Below are 21706 nucleotides of genomic sequence, written 5' to 3'. Positions count from 1 at the left end.
CAGGGAGCAAAGGCATGATAATAAAACTGAAAACGACAACGGTTAAAAGCCTGGCACTGGCTGTTGCTGTCTCGATGAGTGCAACCGCCGGGTGGGCTCGAACCACGAGCTATACCTACAACGAACTGGATCAGGTCACTTCCGTCGACGGTCCCAGAACCGATGTAGAGGATGTGACCACCTATGATTACGATTTGGCCACGGCCAATCTGCTTTCGGTGACCAATGCCACCGGACACACCACCACCTACAGCAATTACACCGGTGGCGGCTTAGCGCAGACGATCACTACTCCAAATGGCGCGGTCATCGATGTGCAATACGACTGGAAAGGCAATGTCTTACAGCAGACGGTCACGACGCAATCTGGCAGCCAAACCACCGTCTACGGCTACAACAAGTCCGGGTCGTTAACCTCAGTTGAGCAGCCCAATGGGGCGGTCATTTTTTATGAGTACGACGGCGCGCAACGCTTGGTTGCCATGTCCAATAGTGACGGAGAACGGATCGACTACACGCTGGACTCTGCCGGCAACATTACCGCGCAAACGGTGAAGGATGCTTCTTCTAGCATTGTTCGTCAGCACACCCAGGTCTTTGATGACCTGAACCGGTTGCGTGAGCATGTGGGTGGAACGGATCAGCAAACCACCAAGCTGGATTATGACGCCGACAGCCGTAATACAGCCGTTACCGACCCCAAAAATAACCCGCCGACGCAAAACAGTTACGATGCACTGAGCCGGCTGACCGAAGTGGTGGACCCGGAAGGCGGTACCACTACCATGACCTACAATGACCATGGATTGATCGAGACCGTCACCGACCCGCGTGGGTTGACCACCCGTTACGATTACAACGGCTATGGCGAACTTGAACGCATCACCAGCCCGGATACGGGCGTGACCACCTTCACACACGACGAAGCCGGCAACGTTACCAGCCGAACCAACGCCAACGGTACGACGATTGAGTACAGTTACGATGCCCTCAACCGGTTAACGGAACAGCGTTACCCTGCCGACCCAACAAAGAATGTCCTCTTTACCTACGACAACGTCAGCAATGGCATAACCGGCACGCCTAACTACGGCAAAGGCCAGCTAACAGGTATTACCCATTATGGCGGGCAGACAGAGTACCAGTACGATCAATTAGGTCGCTTGGTAGCCGAACAACGCAGTTTTGATAGCCAAACCTACACCACCCTGTATTTCTTTAACTCAGTTGGTCAACTGGAGCAGATGCAGTATCCGAGTGGGCGGTTAGTGAACTACACCTATGACAACCAGGGGCGACTGGCCGGGATCAGCACGCAAGCCAGCGCCGGGGCGACGGTGCAACCGGTCGTTACCGACTTGCACTATTTACCGTTCGGGCCCACGAGTGGCTTCACTTACGGCAATGGCCTAACCCAGAACTTCCAATACGATCTGGATTATCGACTGACCGACATCGTCAGCAACGTGCAGAACTGGGTGTACCAGTACGACCTGAACAGCAACATTGAACGCATTACCCACGTCGATGACGTCAGCAAAGACCAGCAGTACCAGTACGACGCCCTGAACCGATTGACGGCTGCGGATGGCCCCTATGGGAGCTACGCCTATCAGTACGATGAGGTCGGTAACCGAACCCAGCGACAAAAAGCGACTCCGACTGAAACGTTCGTCGAAGACTACGATTACGCCACCGATGCCAATCAGTTAACCAACATCGACATCACCACAGACGGCGTGGAGACCGACAACCGGCAGTTCGTTTATAGTGAAAGCGGTCAGCTCATCCTGGACATGAACAACGACCGTACGCTGGATTTAGCCTACGACGAGAACGATCGCCTTGCGGAAGTTGAAATCCACGAAGGACCGCAGCTGGCCCAGTATACCTATAACCCGTTAGGGCAGCGGATTACTAAAATGTTTGAAGGTGAGCGCCTTCATATTCATTACGATGCCCAAGGCAAACGGATCGCCGAAACCGATGCAAACGGCAATATCCTACGTGAGTACCTCTATCTAGGTCAGCAACCCATTGCTATGTTCTTTGGCTCCGAGCTCGCTACGGTTGCTGAGCCCGGAACGGTGACACCAAGCCGTATCGAAGCGGAAGACTTTATCAACAGTTACGATACCTCGGCCGGTGATAACGGCGACAGCGTCTGTGACACCGGTGATACTGACTCGCAGGCAACAGGCGATGCGGATGGCGTTTGCAATATCGGCTGGACAGCAGCGGGTGAGTGGACGGAATATACGATTGAGGTCAGCGCGGCTGGAACCTACCAAATCAACGTGCGGAGCGCCGCAAACAGCGGAACGCAGACCATCAGCCTGGAATTGGATGGGCTGCCGTTTGACAGCGCGAAAGCTGTTCCAGCGCAAGGTTGGCAAACCTACAGTGACATTGAGTTCCTAGACGATATCCCAGCCGGCGAGCACACCCTCCGGCTTAGATTTGATACCGGTGAAGTCAACGTCAATTACCTGAGCTTCGAAAGCGTCAGTGAAGGTATCGATACTCAACAAGTCAATGTGGAAGTTGCCTTTATCCACAGTGATCATCTTGGCACCCCAAAATTGTTGACGGACAGCCTCGGTAATGTGGTTTGGCAGCAGCACACCACACCGTTCGGTGAAGTGCATGAGACGCTTGGTAATGGGTTGGGGTACCTTCAGAGCTTCCCGGGGCAGTGGCGGGATAGTGAAAGTGGTTTAAGTTACAACTACTACCGGGATTACGATCCGAGCTTGGGGCGGTACATCCAAAGTGATCCGATTGGGCTCGGCGGAGGGCTCAATACGTATGCATATGTTGGTGGGAATCCAATCTCTCGTATTGATCCTCTGGGTTTGGATTATGAGGATATGGTAGCTGCTCTTCCTGCTCTAGGGGGAATGGCTTTGGCAGATACACCTGCCCCAGGTCCTGCTGATGCAGTTGCCGGTGTTTCTTTAGCAATTTTGCTCATGATTCCGGGAGATTCAACAGGCTATGAAGGATCTTCAGATGTCCCTGAAACACCTGGACATTGCACTGCTGGTTTGCATGCTTCTCTTCAAGCCGATGTGCAAAAATACTGTAAGGATGAACCGAGATCCTGTAAGAACACTTCTTTAAGCTGCCAAGAATACAGTGCTCGAATGGCAGCAAACCAAATGTGTGCAGCAGCTCGGCAACGGGTCAATAACATTTGTTATAATGGCGGAGATGCAGGTCATAGGGAAGCTGCAGCAGAAGCTTGGAAAGCAGCGGGTCTGTGCGCACAGCGCATGCGAGAAAACCAGTGTGAGGGTTGCCTACCATGATTGAACAGAACACTCTGTTGAAAAGTATTTCTGAGAATTTTTTTCAGTCTAGATCTGTTGATAGTTCAGCAAAAGAAATTGGTTTAATTTCACACGAGAGATTCGAGGTAGAACAATTTCTAATGGAATTGGGCGATTCTGAACTCAATTCTGACAAGGTGATCGAAAAGTTTGGTTATGACTTTTCTGGATTTTTCTCGTTTCTAACTGGAGCTGAGATTAGGATGCTTCTTCCTGATCTTTCACGAATGATGATAAGTGAATCTAGTAAATGCGAAGATCTAGATCTTTCATTTTTACGAATGCTTTCTGGAAATTCTGAATTTAATAGAGAAAGGCAGAAAAGCTTTCTGTTAGATTTAAGTAAACAGCAAAAACTAGCTCTAAAGGAGTTGGTAAACAAATTATTTGACCCCTTAGATGAAACTATTTTGTCGCTAGAGAGCTACTCAAAATCAGACTTACTTGAACTAATTTAAGATAGGCGCAAGTAAGAACCTGACGGCCTCGCTCTTCGGATCGGGGCATTTCTTTGTTTTTACCCATAACTACCTATCGTATAGGTAATTATGGGTAATTTACTTCAACTCTGTTGCGCTAATTGAGATGGTATAGGAATGCAGCTTCTCAGATTAGTTTGCATTTTCACCAGCGCTGTTTGCACAGCAAACCGGTTTGCGTTTGCACTCATCACCGGCACGGCTTGTAATTTGGGCCAGCGCCTACAGCTGTGGAGGCCGGTTAGAATGCAAAGTCCCGCTGTTTTAGTTTGCATGTACTCGCCGTTATTGTATGCAAACTGTACTGGAGTCTTTGCGGACCGCATTGTATTCGAATACTTAGCTGATTAGCTAGGTCGTCATCTTAGGATTGGGTATTGTTAGAACAGTGGAGACCTGAAGCGGTCTTTACGTTTGTCTTCCGTAAAATTGATCATCACTTGTTTGAGGTTGTCAGGCAAAGAGTTGGTATTGTTGTTGTATTTGTAATCAAAGTCTAATTGCTTCAACTCTTCTTCAAGCTTTGCTCGGTTCGAGTTCTCGATTGCTGCCATTAGCCAATGGTGTTGAGCTTTGCTGGATCTGGATACGAATCCGTGAATTTCTGCGTGGTACAACAATGCGGTATTTACTGAGCATTCAATATCTATGCTGAAAGGTCCTTTTGAGTATTGGTAAATTCTCAAGTTTCGATCAAAAATCGTTGTGAAGTTATTTGGTAGCGGATTGTTTGGTTTAAGAAACAGAGCATCGCATAGTTCAAACAGTTCATTGCCAAAGAACTGAAAGCCTTTTTTTGTTGATAAAATCGAGAAAACATCTCTAACCGCCCATTTTAATCGCACGTACGCGTGAGCTTTCTTGTTGAGTTCTGCCTCTCTGATTAACAGGAGGATACAGGCTAATGCGTCATAATCACCCAGTTCCGCGAAATGGTTGATTTGACTTATGTATCTCAATTCTTTTCGTTTCCATTTTTCTCCTGTCGCACTAAAGAGTTTGTTTGAGTACTTCAACGGAAGGGATTTCATGCAATCAATGACTTCCGTTTCATTCATTAAAGGATTTGTCAGTACGTGCCAAAGTATGTGGTTCGACAGAAATTTTGTTTCTGGAATTTTCTTGTGCAGTTCGCCGAGGAACGTTTCATTGGTTAACGGCTGGCCTTTGTTGAGCCTGTAAAGGCAACGTGGGTAGTGCTCCCAGAAATCTTCACTTGACTCATAGTGATGGCCAGTTAGCTGCTTTTCTATTCGCCCGTATGAGCTTCCACCAAAATGATTGAAGATAAAAAAGAAGTAAACGCGCCGTTTGAATTGATTGATCGCGTTTTTTAATTCGGTCTCTGTTGCGTCTCTTGTGACCATAAAAATGCCACCCAGTAACTATTAAATCTAAGTCTTTGAAATACATAGATTTAGTTTTGAAAAACTGTAATGGCGACCACAAAATGGTTACTCACTAATGTAGTCCATATTGCGATAAAATCACATTACGTCATGGTCTGTGCTGACTGGTGAGGTTTTTATGGAATCTCAATCGCCTTACAAACTACAGCAAGTGCTGATAGAAGAACTGGAATCTCAGTTAACGGACCGGTACGGCCCAATGATGAGCGGCAAGGATCTTTATAAAGCCTTGGGTTACGTATCAGACCATGCCTTTCGCCAGGGGCTCGTTCGCAACACTGTGAACGTCCCGATCTTTTCTATTCCCCACCGCCGTGGGAAGTTCGCCCTTACCAAAGATGTCGCCGTATTTCTTGCTCAACAACGAGCAAGTGCCAAGTAATTGGAGGTGAATGTGATGGGACCCTAAATCAGAAAGGGGATAACGAAGAAAAGCCCAGAGCTTGGGGCTCGTTGGGCTTTTCGAAGGCGTCGTTTGTGTATATCTCGACTGCTTTCATTGTCGTCCTCGCGTAATTCAAAGTCAAACCTAAAACAGTGTCTGAAAAGGCTCTTGCAGGCTGTTTTTGTATGCAAAAAAGATATCGGTCTATCAACGAGTCTTTTCAGATCGCGATTGAATTAACCAAGCGTTTGGAGGGTAATGCTATGCAAACGCAAATTTATCGAGACACCTTGCGTCTCATTCACCACTCAACGATGAGCAATCACGCCATCAGCAAACAGCTGGATGTTTCACCTCATACCGTAAAGAAATGTCGTCGGTTGTCTAAGAAGCTCCAATGGAATTGGGAAGCAATTCAGTCAATGAATGACAAAGACTTGTCCAGTAATTTTCTGAAGCCCCGTGACGTCAGCCAAGACAAAGTCATGCCGGATTGGGTAGAGCTCCATAAGTTGCTGCAGGCGAAACACCAAACTCGCATTGAGCTTTGGGAGGATTACAAGGAGACCTTCAAAGAACGCGGTTATTCCTACTCCCAGTTTAATTTTTACTACCGCGCATTCTTGGAACGCATTGACCGCTCAATGCGGTTGGAACACTTCGCAGGTGAAACCATGCAAGTGGACTTTGCAGGCACTACTATCCCTTACAGACTCAAGAACACGTCAGAACAATATGCGCAAATTTTTGTCGCGGTACTGCCATGCTCGACTTACACATTTGCACGTGCAGTGCCCAATCAAAAGCTCGCCTCTTGGGTGGAAGCTATCACGAAAGCGCTTGAGTTCTTTGGCGGAGTTCCGCAATCCATTGTGCCAGACAACCTAAAATCCGCCGTTACCACTCCTGGTTTATTTCCAGTGATCAACAAAACTTTTCAGGAATGCGCTGATCACTACGCCACCGTCGTCTTGCCTACTCGCCCAGCTAAACCACAAGATAAAGGCAAAGGTGAGAATGCGGTTCTTCATATCAATCGGTGGGTCATCGCTCCGTTGCGTCGGCAGCAGTTTTTCTGTATTGAGGAGATCAATGAAGCGATTCAAGAAAAGCTGACGACGCTTAATTTAAGACCTTTTAAACGATTGCCAGGTAATCGTTATGAGCGCTTTCTTGAAATTGATAAGCCCGCCTTAAAGCCGTTACCCGCCGAACCCTACGAATACGCAGAATGGAATTGCAAACTGAAAGTTGGACCGGACTATCACATTTACATTCACAATCATGCCTATTCGGTTTCTTATCGGTTGGTCGGTGAATATGTGGATGCTCGCATAAGCGCAAAACACGTTCAGTTCTTCCACCTACAAAAACAAGTGGCTACTCATGAGCGCGACGACACGCCTGGAACAGCCAGTACAAACCCTGACCACCGCCCAATCGCGCACCAGGCATACGCTAATCAAGACCTGCAAGGATTTCTCGATTGGGCGAATACGGTAGGTACGTCTGCAATGGAAGTCGTTCAGACGCAGTTTAAGGGTCGGCCAGAGCACTCACTCATAGGGCGCAAAGCCTGTTCTCAATTAAAAGGGCTCGCCAAGTCTTATGGTAAGCAACGGTTTGAAGCTGCTTGTGCAAGGGCGCTTCGCATTGCGTCTCCAACAGTAAAAAGTATTCGCTCAATACTGGCGCATAGGCTCGATGAAGCGGATACGGAATCAACAGCCAAGACAAATCAAATACCGACACACGAAAACATCCGTGGGGCCTCTTATTATGAAGGAGGGTTAGATGATGACCATGCAACAGACGATTGATCAAATGAAAGACCTGCGTCTTATGGGCATGTGCCAGGCACTGGAAGTACAGAACGATTCGACTGACCTGCAAGGCTTGCCGTTCGAAGAACGCTTGAGCATGTTGATTGACGCTGAAACGCACGAGCGAGATGAGCGCAAACGCAAACGACTTCTATCACAAGCCAAATTCAAAATGACACAAGCGTGTTTAGAAGACGTGAATTACACCGCTCGGCGTGGTTTAGAGAAAGCAAAGATCAAATCGCTATCGACTTGCCAGTGGATCTTGAACGCTCAACACATGTTCATCACTGGACCAACTGGCGTTGGTAAAAGCTGGCTGGCGTGCGCATTTGGAAATCAAGCGATACGACACGGCTTGCCTGTGATGTATTCGCGGGTCAGTCGACTTCTGGAGCAAACGGCGATTGCTCGCTCTGATGGTACACTCGCAAAGCTACGCGCCAAAGTTTCCCGAATGAACTTGTTGATTCTCGATGACTGGGGAATGACGCCATTTACTGATGAAGGACGGCAGGATCTCTTAGAGTTCATAGATGACAAGGTCGACACTGGTTCGGTGCTGATTGCTTCTCAGCTTCCGGTCAAAGCTTGGTATGACTACATCAACGAGCCGACCATTGCGGATGCCTTGCTGGATCGCATTGTTCATCGGGCTCATAAGATTGAATTGCATGGCTCCTCAATGCGCAAAAAGATGGCGATGACGAAGGAGACAAAATAATGGATCTCTACGTTGAAAAACAAGGGGCGATCAGTATTGCCCGTAATCTTTCTCATGATGTCGATGATTCTGTCTTTGTTGTTCCTGATTCTATATCGAGTCAGGAGCGGCGACTGACCGATCAAGTCTTGCAGCACTATCAAAAAACATTGAAAACGCATGTTCGTGCGCGCCGATTTATGTGCCACCGTGGATTGGATGATCAAAAACTCGTAGATCAATTTCGGATTGGATATGCCGATCGCACTCTAGGCTTATCGTTACAAAAGCTGTCAAAGGAAGATGAAGCCAGTTCAAGAGGGGCGCTTCAGCGTGTGGGTTTACTCAAACCGAGCGGTCATGAGTTCTTCCGGGGCGCTCTGGTCGTCCCCTTCATTAATGGTGAAGGCATAGTCACCGGTGCCTATGGCCGGCGTATTACCAAGAAGCTGAAAACGCACTCGGTGTACTTTGTGCATTGGCGGACACCCGAGACGCGGTTCTTTAACGAAGCCGCCATTCAAAAACAAAGTGAAGTATTTTTGTGTAAGAACCCGCTGGATGCGCTATCCCTCTGGTCACTAGGGCTTACAAATACCATTGCCTTAATGGGCGTATTTAGCTTTAGCATGGGACACCTGACGTTCCTGCACAAGTCTGGTGTAAAGAATGTCATCATTGCCTTCGGTGACTCACGGGAAGAGAGTGTTTGCGCACGTCGGATTGCACAACTTAACAACCGGATTGGCATCAACACTTACATCATGCTGTTGCCCGACGGTTTGGACGTGAACGCGTGCCTGTCTTCAATGCGAAACCCCAAACGCTTGTTGATGCAGGCGTTGAGCAACCCGTTTGTGATGTCGAACGCTCATCCGGATAGGCATTGATCATGACTCGCAAACATAAAACGCTTGGCTTGCAGGCATGTCTGTCGTTCTTCCTGGAGGACTGCCTGGCTCGTGGCCAGGCGGATGCCACGGTCGATGGTAAGGAAGTTCTGTGTCTTCGTTTCTTCGACTGGTGCACGCATCAAGGCGTGCACAGTGAGCACGACATTGATTTGGCGTTACTGGAAGCCTATCGTCGATTTCTGTACAAATACCGCAAAGCCCGCACCGCGATGCCGTTAGCGCTCTCCACTCAACGGGCTCGATTGATGGCCGTTACCAGCTTCCTGAAGTGTCTCTACTACCACGAGATGATCGCATCAGATTTCTATACGAAGTTTCGGTTGCCCAGAGTACGCAAACGGTTGCCTAAGACGATTCCGGATGTAGAGCAGATTGAGCAATTAATCAGGCAAACGATGACCAAAGGCGCAATTGGGCTGCGCGACCGGGCCATTCTAGAGCTGTTCTATGCCTCTGCACCAAGGAGGGCGGAGCTGGCAAACCTCGATATCCGGGATATCGACTTCAAGCGCGGGACAGTAACCATCCACAAGGGCAAAGGTGATCAGGACCGGGTTGTCCCTGTTGGAGAGCGAGCATTGTTCTGGATTAAGAGCTATTTAGATAAATTGCGGCCCCTGCATGCTCGACTGGATTCAGGTGAAGCCTTGTTTCTGGGTACCACAGGCAAAAGAATTCGGAAATCTACTCTGACGGACCTTGTCCATGAGTACATCTTAAGATCAGCTGTAGCTGACAAAGGCTCCTGTCATCTTCTGAGGCATACGACTCCAACGCATATGCATCGGAACGGCGCCGAGCTGCGTGACCTCCAAGAGTTCTTAGGCCATGAAGACCCGAAAACAACAGAGATCTATACCCATGTGACGATTCGGGATCTGAAACGGACTTATAAAAGTACACATCCGTTTGAGATTGATCATTATGTATGAATAAACAGTTAAACTGTGATTGTTTCCAGCCTTAATTATCTTGTTTGGATTTTACGTGAAAATATCACGCTAATATGATGCTAACTATTAAATTATTTGCTAAATTGAACCTATTCTATGTAGTAGCGTGAAAATATCACCAGAGGCAAAGTATGCTTGTTTATTATTCAGCCGAAAACTTTCGGTCTATCGATGCCCCTATTGAACTTAATATGAAGGCTGAAAATAGGCTCAGACGGCACAAATCTCATACGGTTAATGTCGATCAACAAAAAAACATTAATGTCCTGCGATCTTCAGTTATGTATGGAGCAAATGCTTCGGGTAAGTCAAATATCATCAAGTCGATTTCATTTGCCAAAGACTTGATAGTTCTAGGGGCAGGTAAAGCAGAAGGTTTTGACTGTGAAAAGTTTTTGCTAGATACAGAAGCACGTAAATTAGAACCTTCATCATTCTATTTCGAGTTTACAGATAACCTACGAAAAGGCAGTCATAGATATTTTGCCTATGGATTTCGAATAGACGAAAAGCGGATATTAGAAGAAAGCCTTTTTGAAGTCGTTGGAAATTCAGAAATTTGTATTTTTGAACGCAAGTACGACGAAGGCAGGTATGTAACAAAAACAGATATTGTCGGTGATGACGAAGGCGAAGATATCGCAGATTTCATTCGGTTAATGAAATATACCGCCGATAATCAGTTGTTTCTCAATGAATACAGAATCAAGAATATCCACGAAAAAATTGAAAGCACTTCGACTTATATGCTTCCAGCGATGCTATTTTTTTGGGTTCGATTAACATTGATCTATCCAATCAGTAGATATGGTGGATTACACAATGAACTCAATGATAGCTCCGACAACAGCTATTTAGATGCGATAACCAAATTTGATACCGGGGTTTGTGACATATCGTTCAAAGATATTCCATTGTCACATTTTCCGGAAGAATTCATCGATTTTGCAAAAGAAAGATTAGAGCGTGAGCCCAGATTCGATAAAGAGAGTACAAAAAAGGTAGAACTTGAATTTCATGATGAAGATTACGTTTTCAAACTACATGAAGATAATTCTATTTCTGTTCAAAAATATATGTCCGTTCATAACTCGAATGAAGGAAACGTTGTAAAGTTTGACCTTGAAAATGAATCTGATGGAACAAGAAGGCTTTTAGACTTAATTCCTGCCCTATGCGGTTACAGGAAAGGGAAATTCAAACTGGGGAGTGTATACGTAATTGATGAATTTGATAGAAGCCTCCATCCGTTATTAGCACGTAAATTCCTAGAGCTTTTTTTATCCAGTGAGTATGGAGTAGAAGAAGATCAGCTGATTGTAACGACTCACGAATCAGGATTGCTCGATAATGAATTGCTGAGAAGGGATGAAATCTGGTTTGTTCAGAAGGAAAATGATCAATCAACTCATCTATATTCTCTCAATGAGTACAGTACTAGATTCGATAAAGACATAGAGAAAGCCTACTTGCAAGGTCGTTTTGGCGCAATCCCGAATCTAGTTCATAGTGCACTAGAGGTATAAGTATGTTTTCTCGATCAACAGGACGGGGAAGTAAGTACCAGCAGAAGAAAATTAAAGCAACGAGATTCCATATTGCCTTTGAAGGAGCGAAATCTGAAGCAGAGTATTTTGAAGAGTGGAAAAAGCTGACTCCTAAAAGGTTTCAACACCTTCTGCAAATTGTTCCGATTCCTAAGCAAGATGATTCAAGAAGTTCGCCTAAAGATGTTGTTAACGACATGCTGGATCATCTTAAAACCCAAAAGGTAAAACTAGCTGGTGAAACAGATAATGCGTATGTAGTAATCGACGTTGACCACCATTTCACAGGTACTCATATGTCAGGGACTGCTGAAGCCTTGACTACCTGTAGGCAGAAAGGCGTCTCAGTAATATGTAATTCTCCTGCCGTTGAAATATGGTTTATCTGCCATTACGAAGATCCGACAACTTGGGATGATGAATTCTCAAAAGAAGCGTTAGAAAATCATGGGGGATTTTTGAAATCCCACCTTAACACCCTAAAGGGAAGTGATTCGATGAAAGAGGTGCTGTTAAAAACTAGAGTCGCTATAGAGAATTCAAAGAAGTTAAAGAGTCTTACTGAAGATGAAGAGCAAGTTCCACCGGAAGTGCTAATGCCGAATATTGATTTGATCTGGGATGACTTAGAAGCAACTGGGCTAAAATTGGATGAGTATTTCAAATGAGTACTCGTAAAATCTAACTCATGAGGAGTAAAAGTGTAAATATTTACCTTCAGATTTTTGGGTCGTACTGATGTTTAGTTTACAACTACCACCGGGATTACGATCCGAGTTTGGGTAGGTATTTTCAAAGTGATCCGATTGGGCTCGGTGGTGGGCTCAATACTTATGGGTATGTTGGGGGGAATCCTTTAATTTATGCAGATCCATATGGATTGTCAGCGAGTCTCGCAGGGGGTTATAACGTAGTAGGGGGTGCAATCTCTGAAGGAGCAGGAGCTGCAGGGGCTGCCGGATTGTCAACAGCAGCAACAGCGGCTAGTGTTGTAGGCTTCGCATTTTTTGTACCTACAAGCCAATTAGCTGGTCCAGAGTATTCTGAATTGCCTTATTACCCTACACCAGAAGAAATGGCGGCCATTTCTCATATGTCCTCTACAGGAAATCCGGGAATATATGTTCCAGGGATGCCAGAACCAGTAGATCCCTCGTCTTACCAGTGCTCTGAAGTCCAGCCATCTTCACCGCCACCAACACCTCCTCAAAAACCAAGGGATCGATGTTTCGAAGGTGTCCGAATATCATTTGCTTTATGTATGGCAAGCCCAACATCTAATGCTGTTTGCTATGCTAGAAGAGCTCTTGGGATGGCAATGTGTGCTGCAAGATCAGGTGAAGATGGAGATGATTAATGAGCAAGTTTGAATACGATGAGTCAAAATTCAAAAAAATGTTTGCCCAAACAATAGCGGTAGAAGCATGTGCAGCAGCCATTCTAATTGTTGCTGCAGTCTTATATGGTGAATCTTATTTTGGCACTTTGATCTATATTTTGGTATCGCTTCTTTCTGTCGTTTTACTATGGGATGTGCTGTCTTTCACTTCGCGAGTAAAAAATATGAAATCAAGTAGCTTGGTGATTAATTCAAGCGATCTTCGCTTTGTTGGAAAAAAACAGTTTTCACTTCCTTTTAATGACTTAAATATAAAAAAAGTACAAAGGGATAAGACAGGAAACGTTACATTGATTTTGTTGGGTACTAGATTTAAACAAAACCTGAAAATCGTAGGCTTAAAGGATATGGAAAAGGCTTATCAAAAATTACAAGAGGTAATACAGTAAATCAAAGGGGTCGTTGTCATTGAATTTTAAGTCAAGCCCCTAGCCCAAACCTAAAAGCCCCATCTTCGGATCGGGGCTTTTGTTTTTTAAGTAAAAGGGGTCACCCATTAGGAAGCTGGTGTCAATGCAATCAAAGGGGTCACAATCAAAGGGGTCAGAGTCATTGATTTTTGAGTCAGTTTAGATTGGTTTTTACGAGCTTTTGGTGAAAGGAGAAACCATCATGGATCGTAAACCTCGTGTATACATTCCCGGTGTGGCACACCACATTGTACAAAGAGGGAATAATCGCCAGGCCTGTTTTGGCGATGAGTCCGACTACAAAGTCTATCTTACCTATCTAAAAGAAGGCGCTGAACAAAACAACGTCGCTATCCATCCGTTTGTGTTAATGACAAACAATGTGCATATCTTGTGCACACCCAAAGACGAAAAAGGCAACAGTCGACTGTTGCAAACGTTAGGCCGCCGATATGTGCAATACTTCAATCATAAGTATGGTCGAACTGGCACACTTTGATTTTGATCCCAATTGTTTTTTTAATTTGAGTTATTGGTTCAATTGAACGATACCTCCTATAAGTAACCTTCTAGGACTCATGAACGCTCTTAGGCGATGAGTACATACCCGTCGTTCGGAACTCGACCGGACTGATGGAAAAGATGCGCTTAAACACTTTAGAAAAATAGTTGGCGTCTTTAAATCCACAGGACAGCGAAATGTGGTTAACGCTCAACTGGCTGTCGGACAGCAACTTGGTCGCTCTTTCCAGTCGCTTTTGCAAAATGTAATCCGCAGGTGACGAGCCGACATGACGACTGAATATGCGCGTAAAATTCGCTTGGCTTAAGCCTGCGATGCCGGCGAGCTTGGGTACATCCAAAGCACCGGACAGGTGGACATCTATGTACTGCAAGATATGTTCAAGTACAGGGTAGTTGATTACCGTGCTATCGACCTCTTCTTGATTGATCACAGCATCAAGCAATACTATCGTCGCACTACACGCGTCCGGGGACGCCTCAGCCGCTTTTTTTACCGACCTCAGCTTTTGTAAAAATTCAGCGAGTGTCTTGATAAACATAACTCATCCATGAACGTCATTGCTCCGTATTTTCATCTAATCTATCTGTTAGTGAATCAAAACCTGGCAATACGGGTGGGAGACGCAGTGAAACGTCGATTCTGGGCGGGCACCGCAGTGGTCATGGCCGTCATGATCGCCTACGAGAGCCTACGCTTCCTATGGTACCTTCGTGTTCAGCCGTCTTTGGAGATGTCTGAGGAAGCCACGCGTGATTTGTCGTTAGCGCAACGTGACTCAAGCTTGCCGGAGCCAGACTTTTCTATGGAACCGGATCCTGATGCAGTATCTGAAACGATTGTCATCGACGCGCCCGGGCGACCGGACGGTTCACCGACAGAAAATGCCCGCCTGCAATTGCTTCGCTCCGAGTTTAATTACGATTTGGATGGTGCAGAAAATACGAACGACCCGGGTGTGTTGTGGGGGATTCGCGCTGACGAGCCGCGGGTCATTGAAGCGATGATTCTATGGTTCTACGAGGACCCAACGGCCTTTGTCGATTTGGCTGCTGTTGAAGAAGATGACCACTATGTTCAGGCTGTGTTGCGTTCTCAGATCAACCCGTCGAATGTTTATCTGCTTGCCGAGCGCTTTCATATCCGCAACCGTCATTTGATTAACCTGGCGTACGACAACCAGTTGCATATTCAGCAGCCGGAACTGTTCGTCGAGGTCTTTGATCAGTTTGCCGGCAGCGATCGGATTTCAGTCCCCGCGTCTGTTGTTGCGGCCACTGCGCAGACGGATTATTGGGGTCATCGTGACGAACTGATTGACTTGGCGATTCACTCACGGGAACCGGAAATCTTTTTTAATGCGCTGGCCGAACAGGGGCGAGACGATATGGCCTCGCTCGCTCAACAAATGTGGCAGGTTCATAAAGCCGACGACTACCCGGAGGTGATGGCATCCGGCACCGGCTATGTAGAACGGATCCGGCTGGCCTACCGTTATGGCGTTGCAGAAGCACCGGCAGCACTGGCCGAGCTTCAAGCTCGTGGCCTGTTTGTGGAGGAGACCATCGCCCGCTATACCGATGTTCAAAACATTGAAAGCCGGTTTCAGTCTTTATTTTCCGAACTGATTTATCACCCGGACCGGCAGGTTTGGGTACACCCCGATCACTCTTAAGCCTCAGGCTGACGAAGGCGGTATCAAGCCAACAAAGGGCGAGTTGGACTGTCGATTTAAATCGAAACCCTGTGATCGCCGGAAATCTGTCAGGTGTGAAACAGAGAGTTCTAATATGTCTTCGCTTTTGACTGCCAGTCTTCCGAACTTTTCAATTTGAATTGAGTTTTGAATTGGAATCCGGCTGTCGCTGAGCATTTTGATCACCATCCATGTAAAGTTTTCCGTCGACCATAAAAAATGCTTTTAAGATCGAGATCCAAAGACTGCCAAATGAAGTAAAAAGCGTCGTCCAATATCCGGGAGAGGGTTTTAACCATGCACAGTTCAGTTGTCGTGCCCGTCGTTATCATTTTGGTTCAGGTTGGTTTGGTGATCGCGCATTTTGTGTCATGAGTGAGCCATTAAGGCCGTCATCGCTTCTTTGTTTTTCGTGCTGACGGCGGTTTACCCTTCAATGTTCACTCTAAACTCAAACTGCAAACACTCGTTATTCCGCTAATCCACGGTCCATCAATTGGTTTCGCAACAGCCCCACCCGTTGTCGATTGACATTCAAATCATACAACCCAAATTGCGATTGAGAACGCACGGCGAGCTCGGTCTGGTCTTCATTGATCAAAATCTCCAGATAATCCGGAAACTTAAAGACGGTGCTGTAACAGGTTACTCTGAGGTAGCCAAAGCGAGACTTAGTTACGTTGGCGCCTGGCAACTCAGACGCAATGGCTGCAATGGCCTGCCAGTTGGTTTCGTTCAACGGTTCTGTTAGCTGAATCGGGTCGACCCGATAGAGCGCCAGGGAGGACTCGCTTGAGACGCAGTTTAACAGAGGAGGGCATCGGTCCAGCGTGAACTCGGTTCCCGCCTCTGGTATCGGGTAGGTGGCTGCGCAACCACTTAGGATCACGGTCATGATTAACATCAGATGTCGCATTCGCAAACCACTCTTAATAAAGGAGGAATCGTGAGTGTACCACTGTGCAATCCCGGACGGGTGATGGACGTGGATAACCTTGGTTTGGAATAACAGGAGTGGCCCGTCCGTTGGACGGGCCTGGATCGCGATCAGTGAACCGCATTACTGCGTTGTTGCAATCGACTGAAGTCGACACGTTCCGGATCGAACTCGGGAGCCCGGAAGTCGAACTCCGGTTCGATGGGCGGGAAGTGAACGATCGGATCGAATGGTGTTGGTGTGAAGACACCACTGCGACAGCTTTTCACGGCCAGATCCTCGAGTATCTGACCGCGGCGAGCGAGATCGTCAAACTCCCGAGTCACCGGTTCGCCGACCGGGTCGGGCACCATGGTGCCGGTCAAAAAGCCCGATAACGTCGCCGGTGCACTGTTCGGACTGACGTGAGTGAACGGCGTCTGCGTTTCGCCGGCGTGGCAATCATCACAGGTGTTCAACGACAGTTTGTGACGAACCGTGCCGGTTGCCGTAGGCGTTCCCGCTGCGGGCATTTCGGTACAGAAGCCACTGCCGGGAACCACGTTGGTGGTTGGATGTGCCGTCCAGATGGTGCCGAAACCATAGTCAGCCGATGCCCCAAGGAAAGGATCGCCTGCAAAGGTGAGCGGTACCGTATGAGATTCACACGATATGGCATCGCCTTCGGTTTCCATATAGTCCTTCGTGGTCAAACTGGCCGACCGGAACTGAGCCGGATCGGGCGTTTGTTTGAGAGTATCCGATGCCAAACTGGCCGAGCCGGCATCAATGCGGAACTCGCGCAGCTGCCACGGAAAGCCCAGGGCGATTTCGTTTGTGCGCAGTTGGTTCAAGGCACTGCCGTTGGGTTTGCCGGGTACGGCATTGGCCAGCGTGACATCGTCGGTGATGGTTTGTAATGCGTCATTGTAAGCAGGCGAGCCGACCGCCAGTGTGGACAGGTCCAGCCACTGGTTAGCACGGGATTTTACCGCCGTGCACAGACTGGACACATCGCCGTATTCAAAGATGACGGTCATAGCCCGGGTGGCGCCGGTATTGCCTGACGTGCATGACGGACTGTCGGTATCGACCAAACCAAAGACAAAGCGAATTTCGCCGGGTTCGCCCGAGCTTCCGTAAGGGTTGGTGGAAGATAAGTCGATGCGGTTGACGATAGCCAGCAGTCGGAACGGTAAGTTGTTCATATCTAACGTGGATGGATTGACACCGTCCCAACCATCAAAGAAGTTCGCCATCGCCGCTTTGGGCAGGATGTCGAATGTGTTCACCGTCTGTGTGCTCATCCAGTTGAGGATCCAATTATGGGTAAACTCCTGCGCGGTGATGCCGGTGTTTGACGTGTTCGCCATTTCGGTCATCAGGCGTTTGAACGACCAGGCGCCATTGACGTTACCCAGGCTGCCATCGCCGTCAACATCACAAGGGTCGAAAGTGCGGCTTGGATCGGCCACGACGTTCAGATCGTTCACCATCAGGCTGCGCGTCGCATCGTGCGCAATCGGTAGCGTCAGCGTGAAATCGAAGTCCGGAATGAACGGTCTGAGTACCGTCCCGTCTGGCAGCTTGATCGGTTCCGGGTTGATGTCGTGTGGGATGGGTTTGAACTCACGCAGATCAGAAACACTGCGTCCGGAAAACAACTGGATGGTGTTGGCTTCGAACTCGGCCAGTCGTTTTTCAAAGAGATGCTCAACCGATTGCTGCGCTTTAAAGTCGAAGTTCAGGAAGGCCGAGAACTGGCCATCGCCGGCTTTCAGATCGGGCAGGATGCCCAGGTCATTGAGCGCAATGGTCTGCCCACCGAAGTTGATCGGCACGACGTCTTTGAGCCCTTCAACGTCGCGGAAATCGGTAATCAATGCCGCATTACTGCCATTCTCTCGAGGCTCATTTAAGGCGAATAATTGCGGTTGCGTCATTGGGGGTGGGGCCAGCCGGAAACTGTCGTTCACGGTAAAGCCTCGCGGTCCGGGTGGTTGTTCCATCAGACGATCGAGCAACTCCAGATCGGCTTTGGTAGTGACTCCGTCCTCATCCAAATCGGTGAGCGGGTCACGACTTTCCAGCCGGGTCAGTAAAAACTGTCGATCCTGTTTGTCGACGCGACCACTGTTGTTGAAATCGGCATCACACCGGTTGCCAAAGCCATCAGCGTCGGCATCAAGTTGTATCGGATTGCTGTGTTTAACGCAGTTGTCGATAGCATCGGCAATGCCATCTTTGTCACTGTCAACGGCGACATCGGCAGCCTGGCTCAGTGCCGATAAACTCAACGCCGCTACCCAGGCCAGTGCGTTGTCTCGCGTCCGGCGCAGGTCTCTCTCTTTACGGGGTTTCCATCGTTTCATGTTAAGCTCCTTATTATTGGGTCAGCATTACACGTCAGCTCCCAGTGCAATGCTCTGATTAAGCTAGATGGGCTCTGTGGAAATGAGTCGGTTCAGATGCAGAGAAATGTAACGGTTTGATTTTTTTAGAGATGGCGCAAAAGTTTTTTTAGACATAGATCTAAAGGATCAGGCCGGATCGATTTTTTTGAGTCACCCGGTCTGGTTTATGCGGTGCCAAAGATTCAGTTAGTAGCCGGTGTAGCCGAGGGGAGTTTGTTCGCATGACAGCCGTTGCCATATTGGTGGATGTGCAAAACGTTTACTACACCACACGACATGCCTTCCGGCGTAATTTTGATTACAACCGGTTTTGGGCACAGGTATCGGAGCAGGGCACGATTGTTCTGGCCAATGCGTACGCGGTGGATCGTGGCGATGAGAAGCAGAAACAGTTTCAGAACATACTGCGTGCGATTGGGTTTAACGTAAAGTTGAAGCCTTTTATTCAACGCGCGGATGGTTCTGCCAAAGGCGATTGGGATGTTGGTATTACTATTGATGCGCTGGACGCTGCTCAGCTTGCCGATACGGTTGTGTTGGTGACCGGCGATGGCGACTTCACCATTCTGGTTGATAAGCTGCGCAACGATCTGGACCGACGTGTCGAGGTGTATGGCGTGCCATCATTGACAGCGAAAAGTCTGATGGACGCGGCGGATGCGTTCATTCCGATAGATGATTCCCTGCTTCTGCCGGGCTAATCGTTTCGTCAGATTTTAAAACACCGAATGGCCGCTTCCAACTCTTCAGCCGCGTGCACCAGCGCTTCGCTGTACTGTTTTGAAGATAATGCCAGCGTTTCGGAATGATCGGCATTGTCGCGGATTCGCGACGCATTCTGATTGATCTCATCGGCCGCGATGTTCTGTTGTTGGGTGGCATCGGCGATCTGGGTATTTAACGTTTCAATGTCCCGTACCTGTGTGGCAATGTCGTGCAGATGCGCAATCAGCCGGCGGACGTCATCGCCGAGGCGACTGGCCTGTTCTGTCGAATGCGTCATGGCGTCGACGGCTTGAGTGGTCTCGGACTTCAGCGCGGTCAAGGTGGCTTTGATGTCTTCGGTACTGTCGTGGGTTCGGGTTGCGAGTGCCCGTACTTCATCGGCGACCACCGCAAATCCTCTCCCCTGTTCTCCGGCACGTGCCGCTTCAATGGCAGCATTCAGGGCCAGCAGATTGGTTTGATCGGCAATCTCGCCAATGGACTCCAGAATGGTATTGACTGACTGAGTGCGTTCATCAAGGCGGTGAATGACATCCGCCGACTGTTGAACGTCTTTTACCAGTTCACTCAGGCCGGTCTGGGTTTCATCCGAGAGGTGAATGCTCTGTTCCGTCAGTTGGTTGGCCTTGGACGATTCCTCTGCCGCACTTTGTGTGCGTTGCCTTACGTCGCTGGCACTGGCGTCCATTTGGTTGACGGCGGCGGCGACGGACTCGGTGCCTTGTTTCTGGTCATTCACCGCGGCTTCGGTCGATTCGGCCCCTTCACGCACCTGTCGCGACACCGAGAGTACGGTCGTAGCGGAACGGGTCACGGTCGTCAGACTACTTCGAACGGCTGCCATGAGCTGGGCAACAGACTGATAGACATGTCCGATTTCATCCTGACGCTGATGGTCGAAGTTCCGGGTAAAATCCATCTGTGCTGTGACGTCGCTGAGATCTTCCCTCAGCTTCAGTAACCGACGGATGATAGTGTGACGCGTGAACAGAAGCAGAATTAAAAAGCTGATCAGCAAGATGCTCAGTTGAAAGTAAGCCGCAACCCTGACGCCATTGTTGACGTCCTGATCAATACGGCTGAGGTCCTCGGTCAACCGAACCACCCCTAACACCTCACCTTCCTGCGCGTTGGCATGGCAGGTTAAGCAGTTGGTGCCAGAATAGTCGCTCAGAGCGATCACGGGCATCAGGACGGTTAATGCACGTCCGCTATCAGTTTCTTCAATCACGGAAAACTGTTCACCCGCCAACGCACGTTTGTCGAGGTCATCCGCGGCGGCCTGTCCGTCAATGCCCGGTCCGTACAGCTCATTCACAATCGGGCTGCGGATAACCCGAGCCTCCAGAATCTCATCGTGGGAGAGGAGCTTTTGTTGAAGGATTGACCGGTTTGGCATTAAGCCGCTGATCATCAGGGTGTTAATGGCATCGAAATAGTTTTCGGCGCTGCGCCAGAGGTTGTTCTCTACCATGTCTTCGGTCAGGGTGCGTGTCTCGCGGGAGGATACAACGATAGATACGGTCGCCGTGACCAGCGCGATGATCGCCAGGGCCACGTAGAAACGCGTCTGAAAATTCTGCCAGTTCATGTTTGAATCCTGTCTCTAGCCTGCCCCTCCATTGAGTATAGCGGCGAAATCGGATGGGTCTTGAGTGCCGGTATCGACCATTGGGATATGGTACAGTCGTCCGCAATTGAACTTATCCATTCCGTTGACGGGAGCGTTTATGTCATCAACTCCGCTGGAACAACTGTCCGACTGCATTACTCTGGCGCACCGCCGGATTCAGTCCGACTATGCGGATATTAACCCGGTGGTGGGCGTGAATCGGCAAATGCGCTCGGCGGATATTCCGGCCGATGCGATTACCATCGATTGCCTGAAAACGGACAAACGTCTGTTGTTGATTCTGCACGATCAGCAACCGGACGAGGTTCGCTACCAGTTCGGCTATCGCACAGAGGACCCGGGTCCGACCTTTGAATCGATAGATTTATCGGCGTTAACTGAAACGGTCTTGATCGACTGGATTGTCGGCTATTTTCAGTCAGGCCGATCATCCTGATAACACGG

General features: G+C 48.4%; 19 protein-coding genes and 1 pseudogene. 15 read left to right on the top strand and 5 right to left on the bottom strand.

Annotated features, from left to right (window positions below; translation table 11 throughout):
* The first annotated feature begins 14 nt into the window (after nt 1-14).
* Together MED297_RS09745 and MED297_RS09740 are read left to right on the top strand one after the other, a co-directional pair.
* Nucleotides 15-3311: an RHS repeat-associated core domain-containing protein gene (locus MED297_RS09745; RefSeq protein ID WP_008044467.1), complete on the top strand. Its 3297-nt coding sequence runs from the start codon at nt 15-17 to the stop codon at nt 3309-3311.
* Nucleotides 3308-3790: a hypothetical protein gene (locus MED297_RS09740; protein WP_008044466.1), complete on the top strand. Its 483-nt coding sequence runs from the start codon at nt 3308-3310 to the stop codon at nt 3788-3790. The genes MED297_RS09745 and MED297_RS09740 overlap by 4 nt, the downstream gene beginning before the upstream one ends.
* 401 nt (nt 3791-4191) lie before the next feature.
* Here MED297_RS09740 and MED297_RS09735 read toward each other — a convergent pair whose 3' ends face one another.
* Entirely contained in the window at nt 4192-5178 is a 987-nt protein-coding gene (locus MED297_RS09735) for a hypothetical protein (RefSeq protein WP_008044465.1), read from the bottom strand.
* Between the two features lie 160 nt (nt 5179-5338).
* Between MED297_RS09735 and MED297_RS09730 the strand changes: the two genes are divergently transcribed.
* The 10 genes and pseudogenes from MED297_RS09730 to MED297_RS09690 all read left to right on the top strand — a co-directional run bounded on the left by MED297_RS09730 (nt 5339) and on the right by MED297_RS09690 (nt 13853).
* Nucleotides 5339-5602: a hypothetical protein gene (locus MED297_RS09730; protein ID WP_008044464.1), complete on the top strand. Its 264-nt coding sequence runs from the start codon at nt 5339-5341 to the stop codon at nt 5600-5602.
* Nucleotides 5603-5868: 266 nt separating this feature from the next.
* The gene (gene istA, locus MED297_RS09725) at nt 5869-7425 is read left to right on the top strand and encodes an IS21 family transposase (RefSeq protein WP_040557121.1); all 1557 of its coding nucleotides are present in this window, start codon (nt 5869-5871) and stop codon (nt 7423-7425) included.
* Nucleotides 7400-8152, top strand: a complete 753-nt coding sequence (gene istB, locus MED297_RS09720; protein ID WP_237613431.1) for an IS21-like element helper ATPase IstB — start codon at nt 7400-7402, stop codon at nt 8150-8152. The genes istA and istB overlap by 26 nt, the downstream gene beginning before the upstream one ends.
* Entirely contained in the window at nt 8152-9021 is an 870-nt protein-coding gene (locus MED297_RS09715; RefSeq protein ID WP_008044460.1) for a toprim domain-containing protein, read from the top strand. The genes istB and MED297_RS09715 overlap by 1 nt, the downstream gene beginning before the upstream one ends.
* 2 nt (nt 9022-9023) lie before the next feature.
* Entirely contained in the window at nt 9024-9977 is a 954-nt protein-coding gene (locus tag MED297_RS09710) for a tyrosine-type recombinase/integrase (RefSeq protein WP_008044459.1), read from the top strand.
* 152 nt (nt 9978-10129) lie between these two features.
* Nucleotides 10130-11524, top strand: coding sequence for an AAA family ATPase (locus tag MED297_RS09705; RefSeq protein ID WP_008044458.1), 1395 nt, complete (start codon nt 10130-10132; stop codon nt 11522-11524).
* Nucleotides 11525-11526: 2 nt separating this feature from the next.
* Nucleotides 11527-12213 (top strand): RloB family protein, encoded by a 687-nt coding sequence (locus tag MED297_RS09700; RefSeq protein ID WP_008044457.1) that lies wholly within the window; start codon nt 11527-11529, stop codon nt 12211-12213.
* A gap of 86 nt (nt 12214-12299) precedes the next feature.
* Nucleotides 12300-12902: pseudogene (locus MED297_RS22425) on the top strand (RHS repeat-associated core domain-containing protein); the annotation flags it as partial.
* Nucleotides 12902-13333 carry a hypothetical protein gene (locus MED297_RS09695; protein ID WP_008044453.1) on the top strand — a complete coding sequence of 144 codons (432 nt, stop codon included), beginning with the start codon at nt 12902-12904 and terminating at the stop codon, nt 13331-13333. The pseudogene MED297_RS22425 and the gene MED297_RS09695, both read left to right, overlap by 1 nt.
* Before the next feature lie 223 nt (nt 13334-13556).
* Nucleotides 13557-13853 carry a transposase gene (locus MED297_RS09690; RefSeq protein ID WP_008044451.1) on the top strand — a complete coding sequence of 99 codons (297 nt, stop codon included), beginning with the start codon at nt 13557-13559 and terminating at the stop codon, nt 13851-13853.
* 70 nt (nt 13854-13923) lie between these two features.
* On the opposite strand, the gene MED297_RS09685 is transcribed toward MED297_RS09690, so the two are convergent.
* Entirely contained in the window at nt 13924-14418 is a 495-nt protein-coding gene (locus MED297_RS09685; protein ID WP_008044448.1) for a helix-turn-helix domain-containing protein, read from the bottom strand.
* An 87-nt stretch (nt 14419-14505) separates the two neighbouring features.
* Here MED297_RS09685 and MED297_RS09680 point away from each other — a divergent pair, with 87 nt between their 5' ends.
* Nucleotides 14506-15552, top strand: coding sequence for a hypothetical protein (locus tag MED297_RS09680; RefSeq protein ID WP_154650899.1), 1047 nt, complete (start codon nt 14506-14508; stop codon nt 15550-15552).
* Nucleotides 15553-16042: 490 nt separating this feature from the next.
* On the opposite strand, the gene MED297_RS21845 is transcribed toward MED297_RS09680, so the two are convergent.
* Nucleotides 16043-16468: a DUF1499 domain-containing protein gene (locus tag MED297_RS21845; RefSeq protein WP_154650898.1), complete on the bottom strand. Its 426-nt coding sequence runs from the start codon at nt 16466-16468 to the stop codon at nt 16043-16045.
* 152 nt (nt 16469-16620) lie between these two features.
* The gene (locus MED297_RS21250) at nt 16621-18861 is read right to left on the bottom strand and encodes a hypothetical protein (RefSeq protein ID WP_008044441.1); all 2241 of its coding nucleotides are present in this window, start codon (nt 18859-18861) and stop codon (nt 16621-16623) included.
* Nucleotides 18862-19124: 263 nt separating this feature from the next.
* On the opposite strand from MED297_RS21250, the gene MED297_RS09660 reads away from it, so the two are divergent.
* Nucleotides 19125-19604 carry an NYN domain-containing protein gene (locus MED297_RS09660; protein WP_008044440.1) on the top strand — a complete coding sequence of 160 codons (480 nt, stop codon included), beginning with the start codon at nt 19125-19127 and terminating at the stop codon, nt 19602-19604.
* 8 nt (nt 19605-19612) lie between these two features.
* On the opposite strand, the gene MED297_RS09655 is transcribed toward MED297_RS09660, so the two are convergent.
* Nucleotides 19613-21220, bottom strand: coding sequence for a methyl-accepting chemotaxis protein (locus MED297_RS09655; protein WP_008044438.1), 1608 nt, complete (start codon nt 21218-21220; stop codon nt 19613-19615).
* Between the two features lie 139 nt (nt 21221-21359).
* Here MED297_RS09655 and MED297_RS09650 point away from each other — a divergent pair, with 139 nt between their 5' ends.
* Nucleotides 21360-21698 carry a hypothetical protein gene (locus MED297_RS09650; protein ID WP_040557113.1) on the top strand — a complete coding sequence of 113 codons (339 nt, stop codon included), beginning with the start codon at nt 21360-21362 and terminating at the stop codon, nt 21696-21698.
* Nucleotides 21699-21706: the final 8 nt, after the last annotated feature.

Origin of the sequence: Reinekea blandensis MED297 (assembly GCF_000153185.1) — a bacterium.
Lineage (GTDB): Bacteria > Pseudomonadota > Gammaproteobacteria > Pseudomonadales > Natronospirillaceae > Reinekea > Reinekea blandensis.
The sequence above is the reverse complement of the archived record's forward strand: the minus strand, read 5'-3'. Positions and strand labels throughout refer to the sequence as shown.

Coding starts and splice junctions, on each gene's coding strand:
- MED297_RS09710 (WP_008044459.1), top strand. CDS start 9,024: ATGACTCGCAAACATAAAACGCTTGGCTTGCAGGCATGTCTGTCGTTC.
- MED297_RS09740 (WP_008044466.1), top strand. CDS start 3,308: ATGATTGAACAGAACACTCTGTTGAAAAGTATTTCTGAGAATTTTTTT.
- MED297_RS09705 (WP_008044458.1), top strand. CDS start 10,130: ATGCTTGTTTATTATTCAGCCGAAAACTTTCGGTCTATCGATGCCCCT.
- MED297_RS09695 (WP_008044453.1), top strand. CDS start 12,902: ATGAGCAAGTTTGAATACGATGAGTCAAAATTCAAAAAAATGTTTGCC.
- MED297_RS09690 (WP_008044451.1), top strand. CDS start 13,557: ATGGATCGTAAACCTCGTGTATACATTCCCGGTGTGGCACACCACATT.
- MED297_RS09735 (WP_008044465.1), bottom strand. CDS start 5,178: ATGGTCACAAGAGACGCAACAGAGACCGAATTAAAAAACGCGATCAAT.
- MED297_RS09660 (WP_008044440.1), top strand. CDS start 19,125: ATGACAGCCGTTGCCATATTGGTGGATGTGCAAAACGTTTACTACACC.
- istA (WP_040557121.1), top strand. CDS start 5,869: ATGCAAACGCAAATTTATCGAGACACCTTGCGTCTCATTCACCACTCA.
- MED297_RS09715 (WP_008044460.1), top strand. CDS start 8,152: ATGGATCTCTACGTTGAAAAACAAGGGGCGATCAGTATTGCCCGTAAT.
- MED297_RS21250 (WP_008044441.1), bottom strand. CDS start 18,861: ATGAAACGATGGAAACCCCGTAAAGAGAGAGACCTGCGCCGGACGCGA.
- MED297_RS09730 (WP_008044464.1), top strand. CDS start 5,339: ATGGAATCTCAATCGCCTTACAAACTACAGCAAGTGCTGATAGAAGAA.
- MED297_RS09650 (WP_040557113.1), top strand. CDS start 21,360: ATGTCATCAACTCCGCTGGAACAACTGTCCGACTGCATTACTCTGGCG.
- MED297_RS21845 (WP_154650898.1), bottom strand. CDS start 16,468: ATGACCGTGATCCTAAGTGGTTGCGCAGCCACCTACCCGATACCAGAG.
- MED297_RS09685 (WP_008044448.1), bottom strand. CDS start 14,418: ATGTTTATCAAGACACTCGCTGAATTTTTACAAAAGCTGAGGTCGGTA.
- MED297_RS09655 (WP_008044438.1), bottom strand. CDS start 21,220: ATGAACTGGCAGAATTTTCAGACGCGTTTCTACGTGGCCCTGGCGATC.
- istB (WP_237613431.1), top strand. CDS start 7,400: ATGATGACCATGCAACAGACGATTGATCAAATGAAAGACCTGCGTCTT.
- MED297_RS09700 (WP_008044457.1), top strand. CDS start 11,527: ATGTTTTCTCGATCAACAGGACGGGGAAGTAAGTACCAGCAGAAGAAA.
- MED297_RS09745 (WP_008044467.1), top strand. CDS start 15: ATGATAATAAAACTGAAAACGACAACGGTTAAAAGCCTGGCACTGGCT.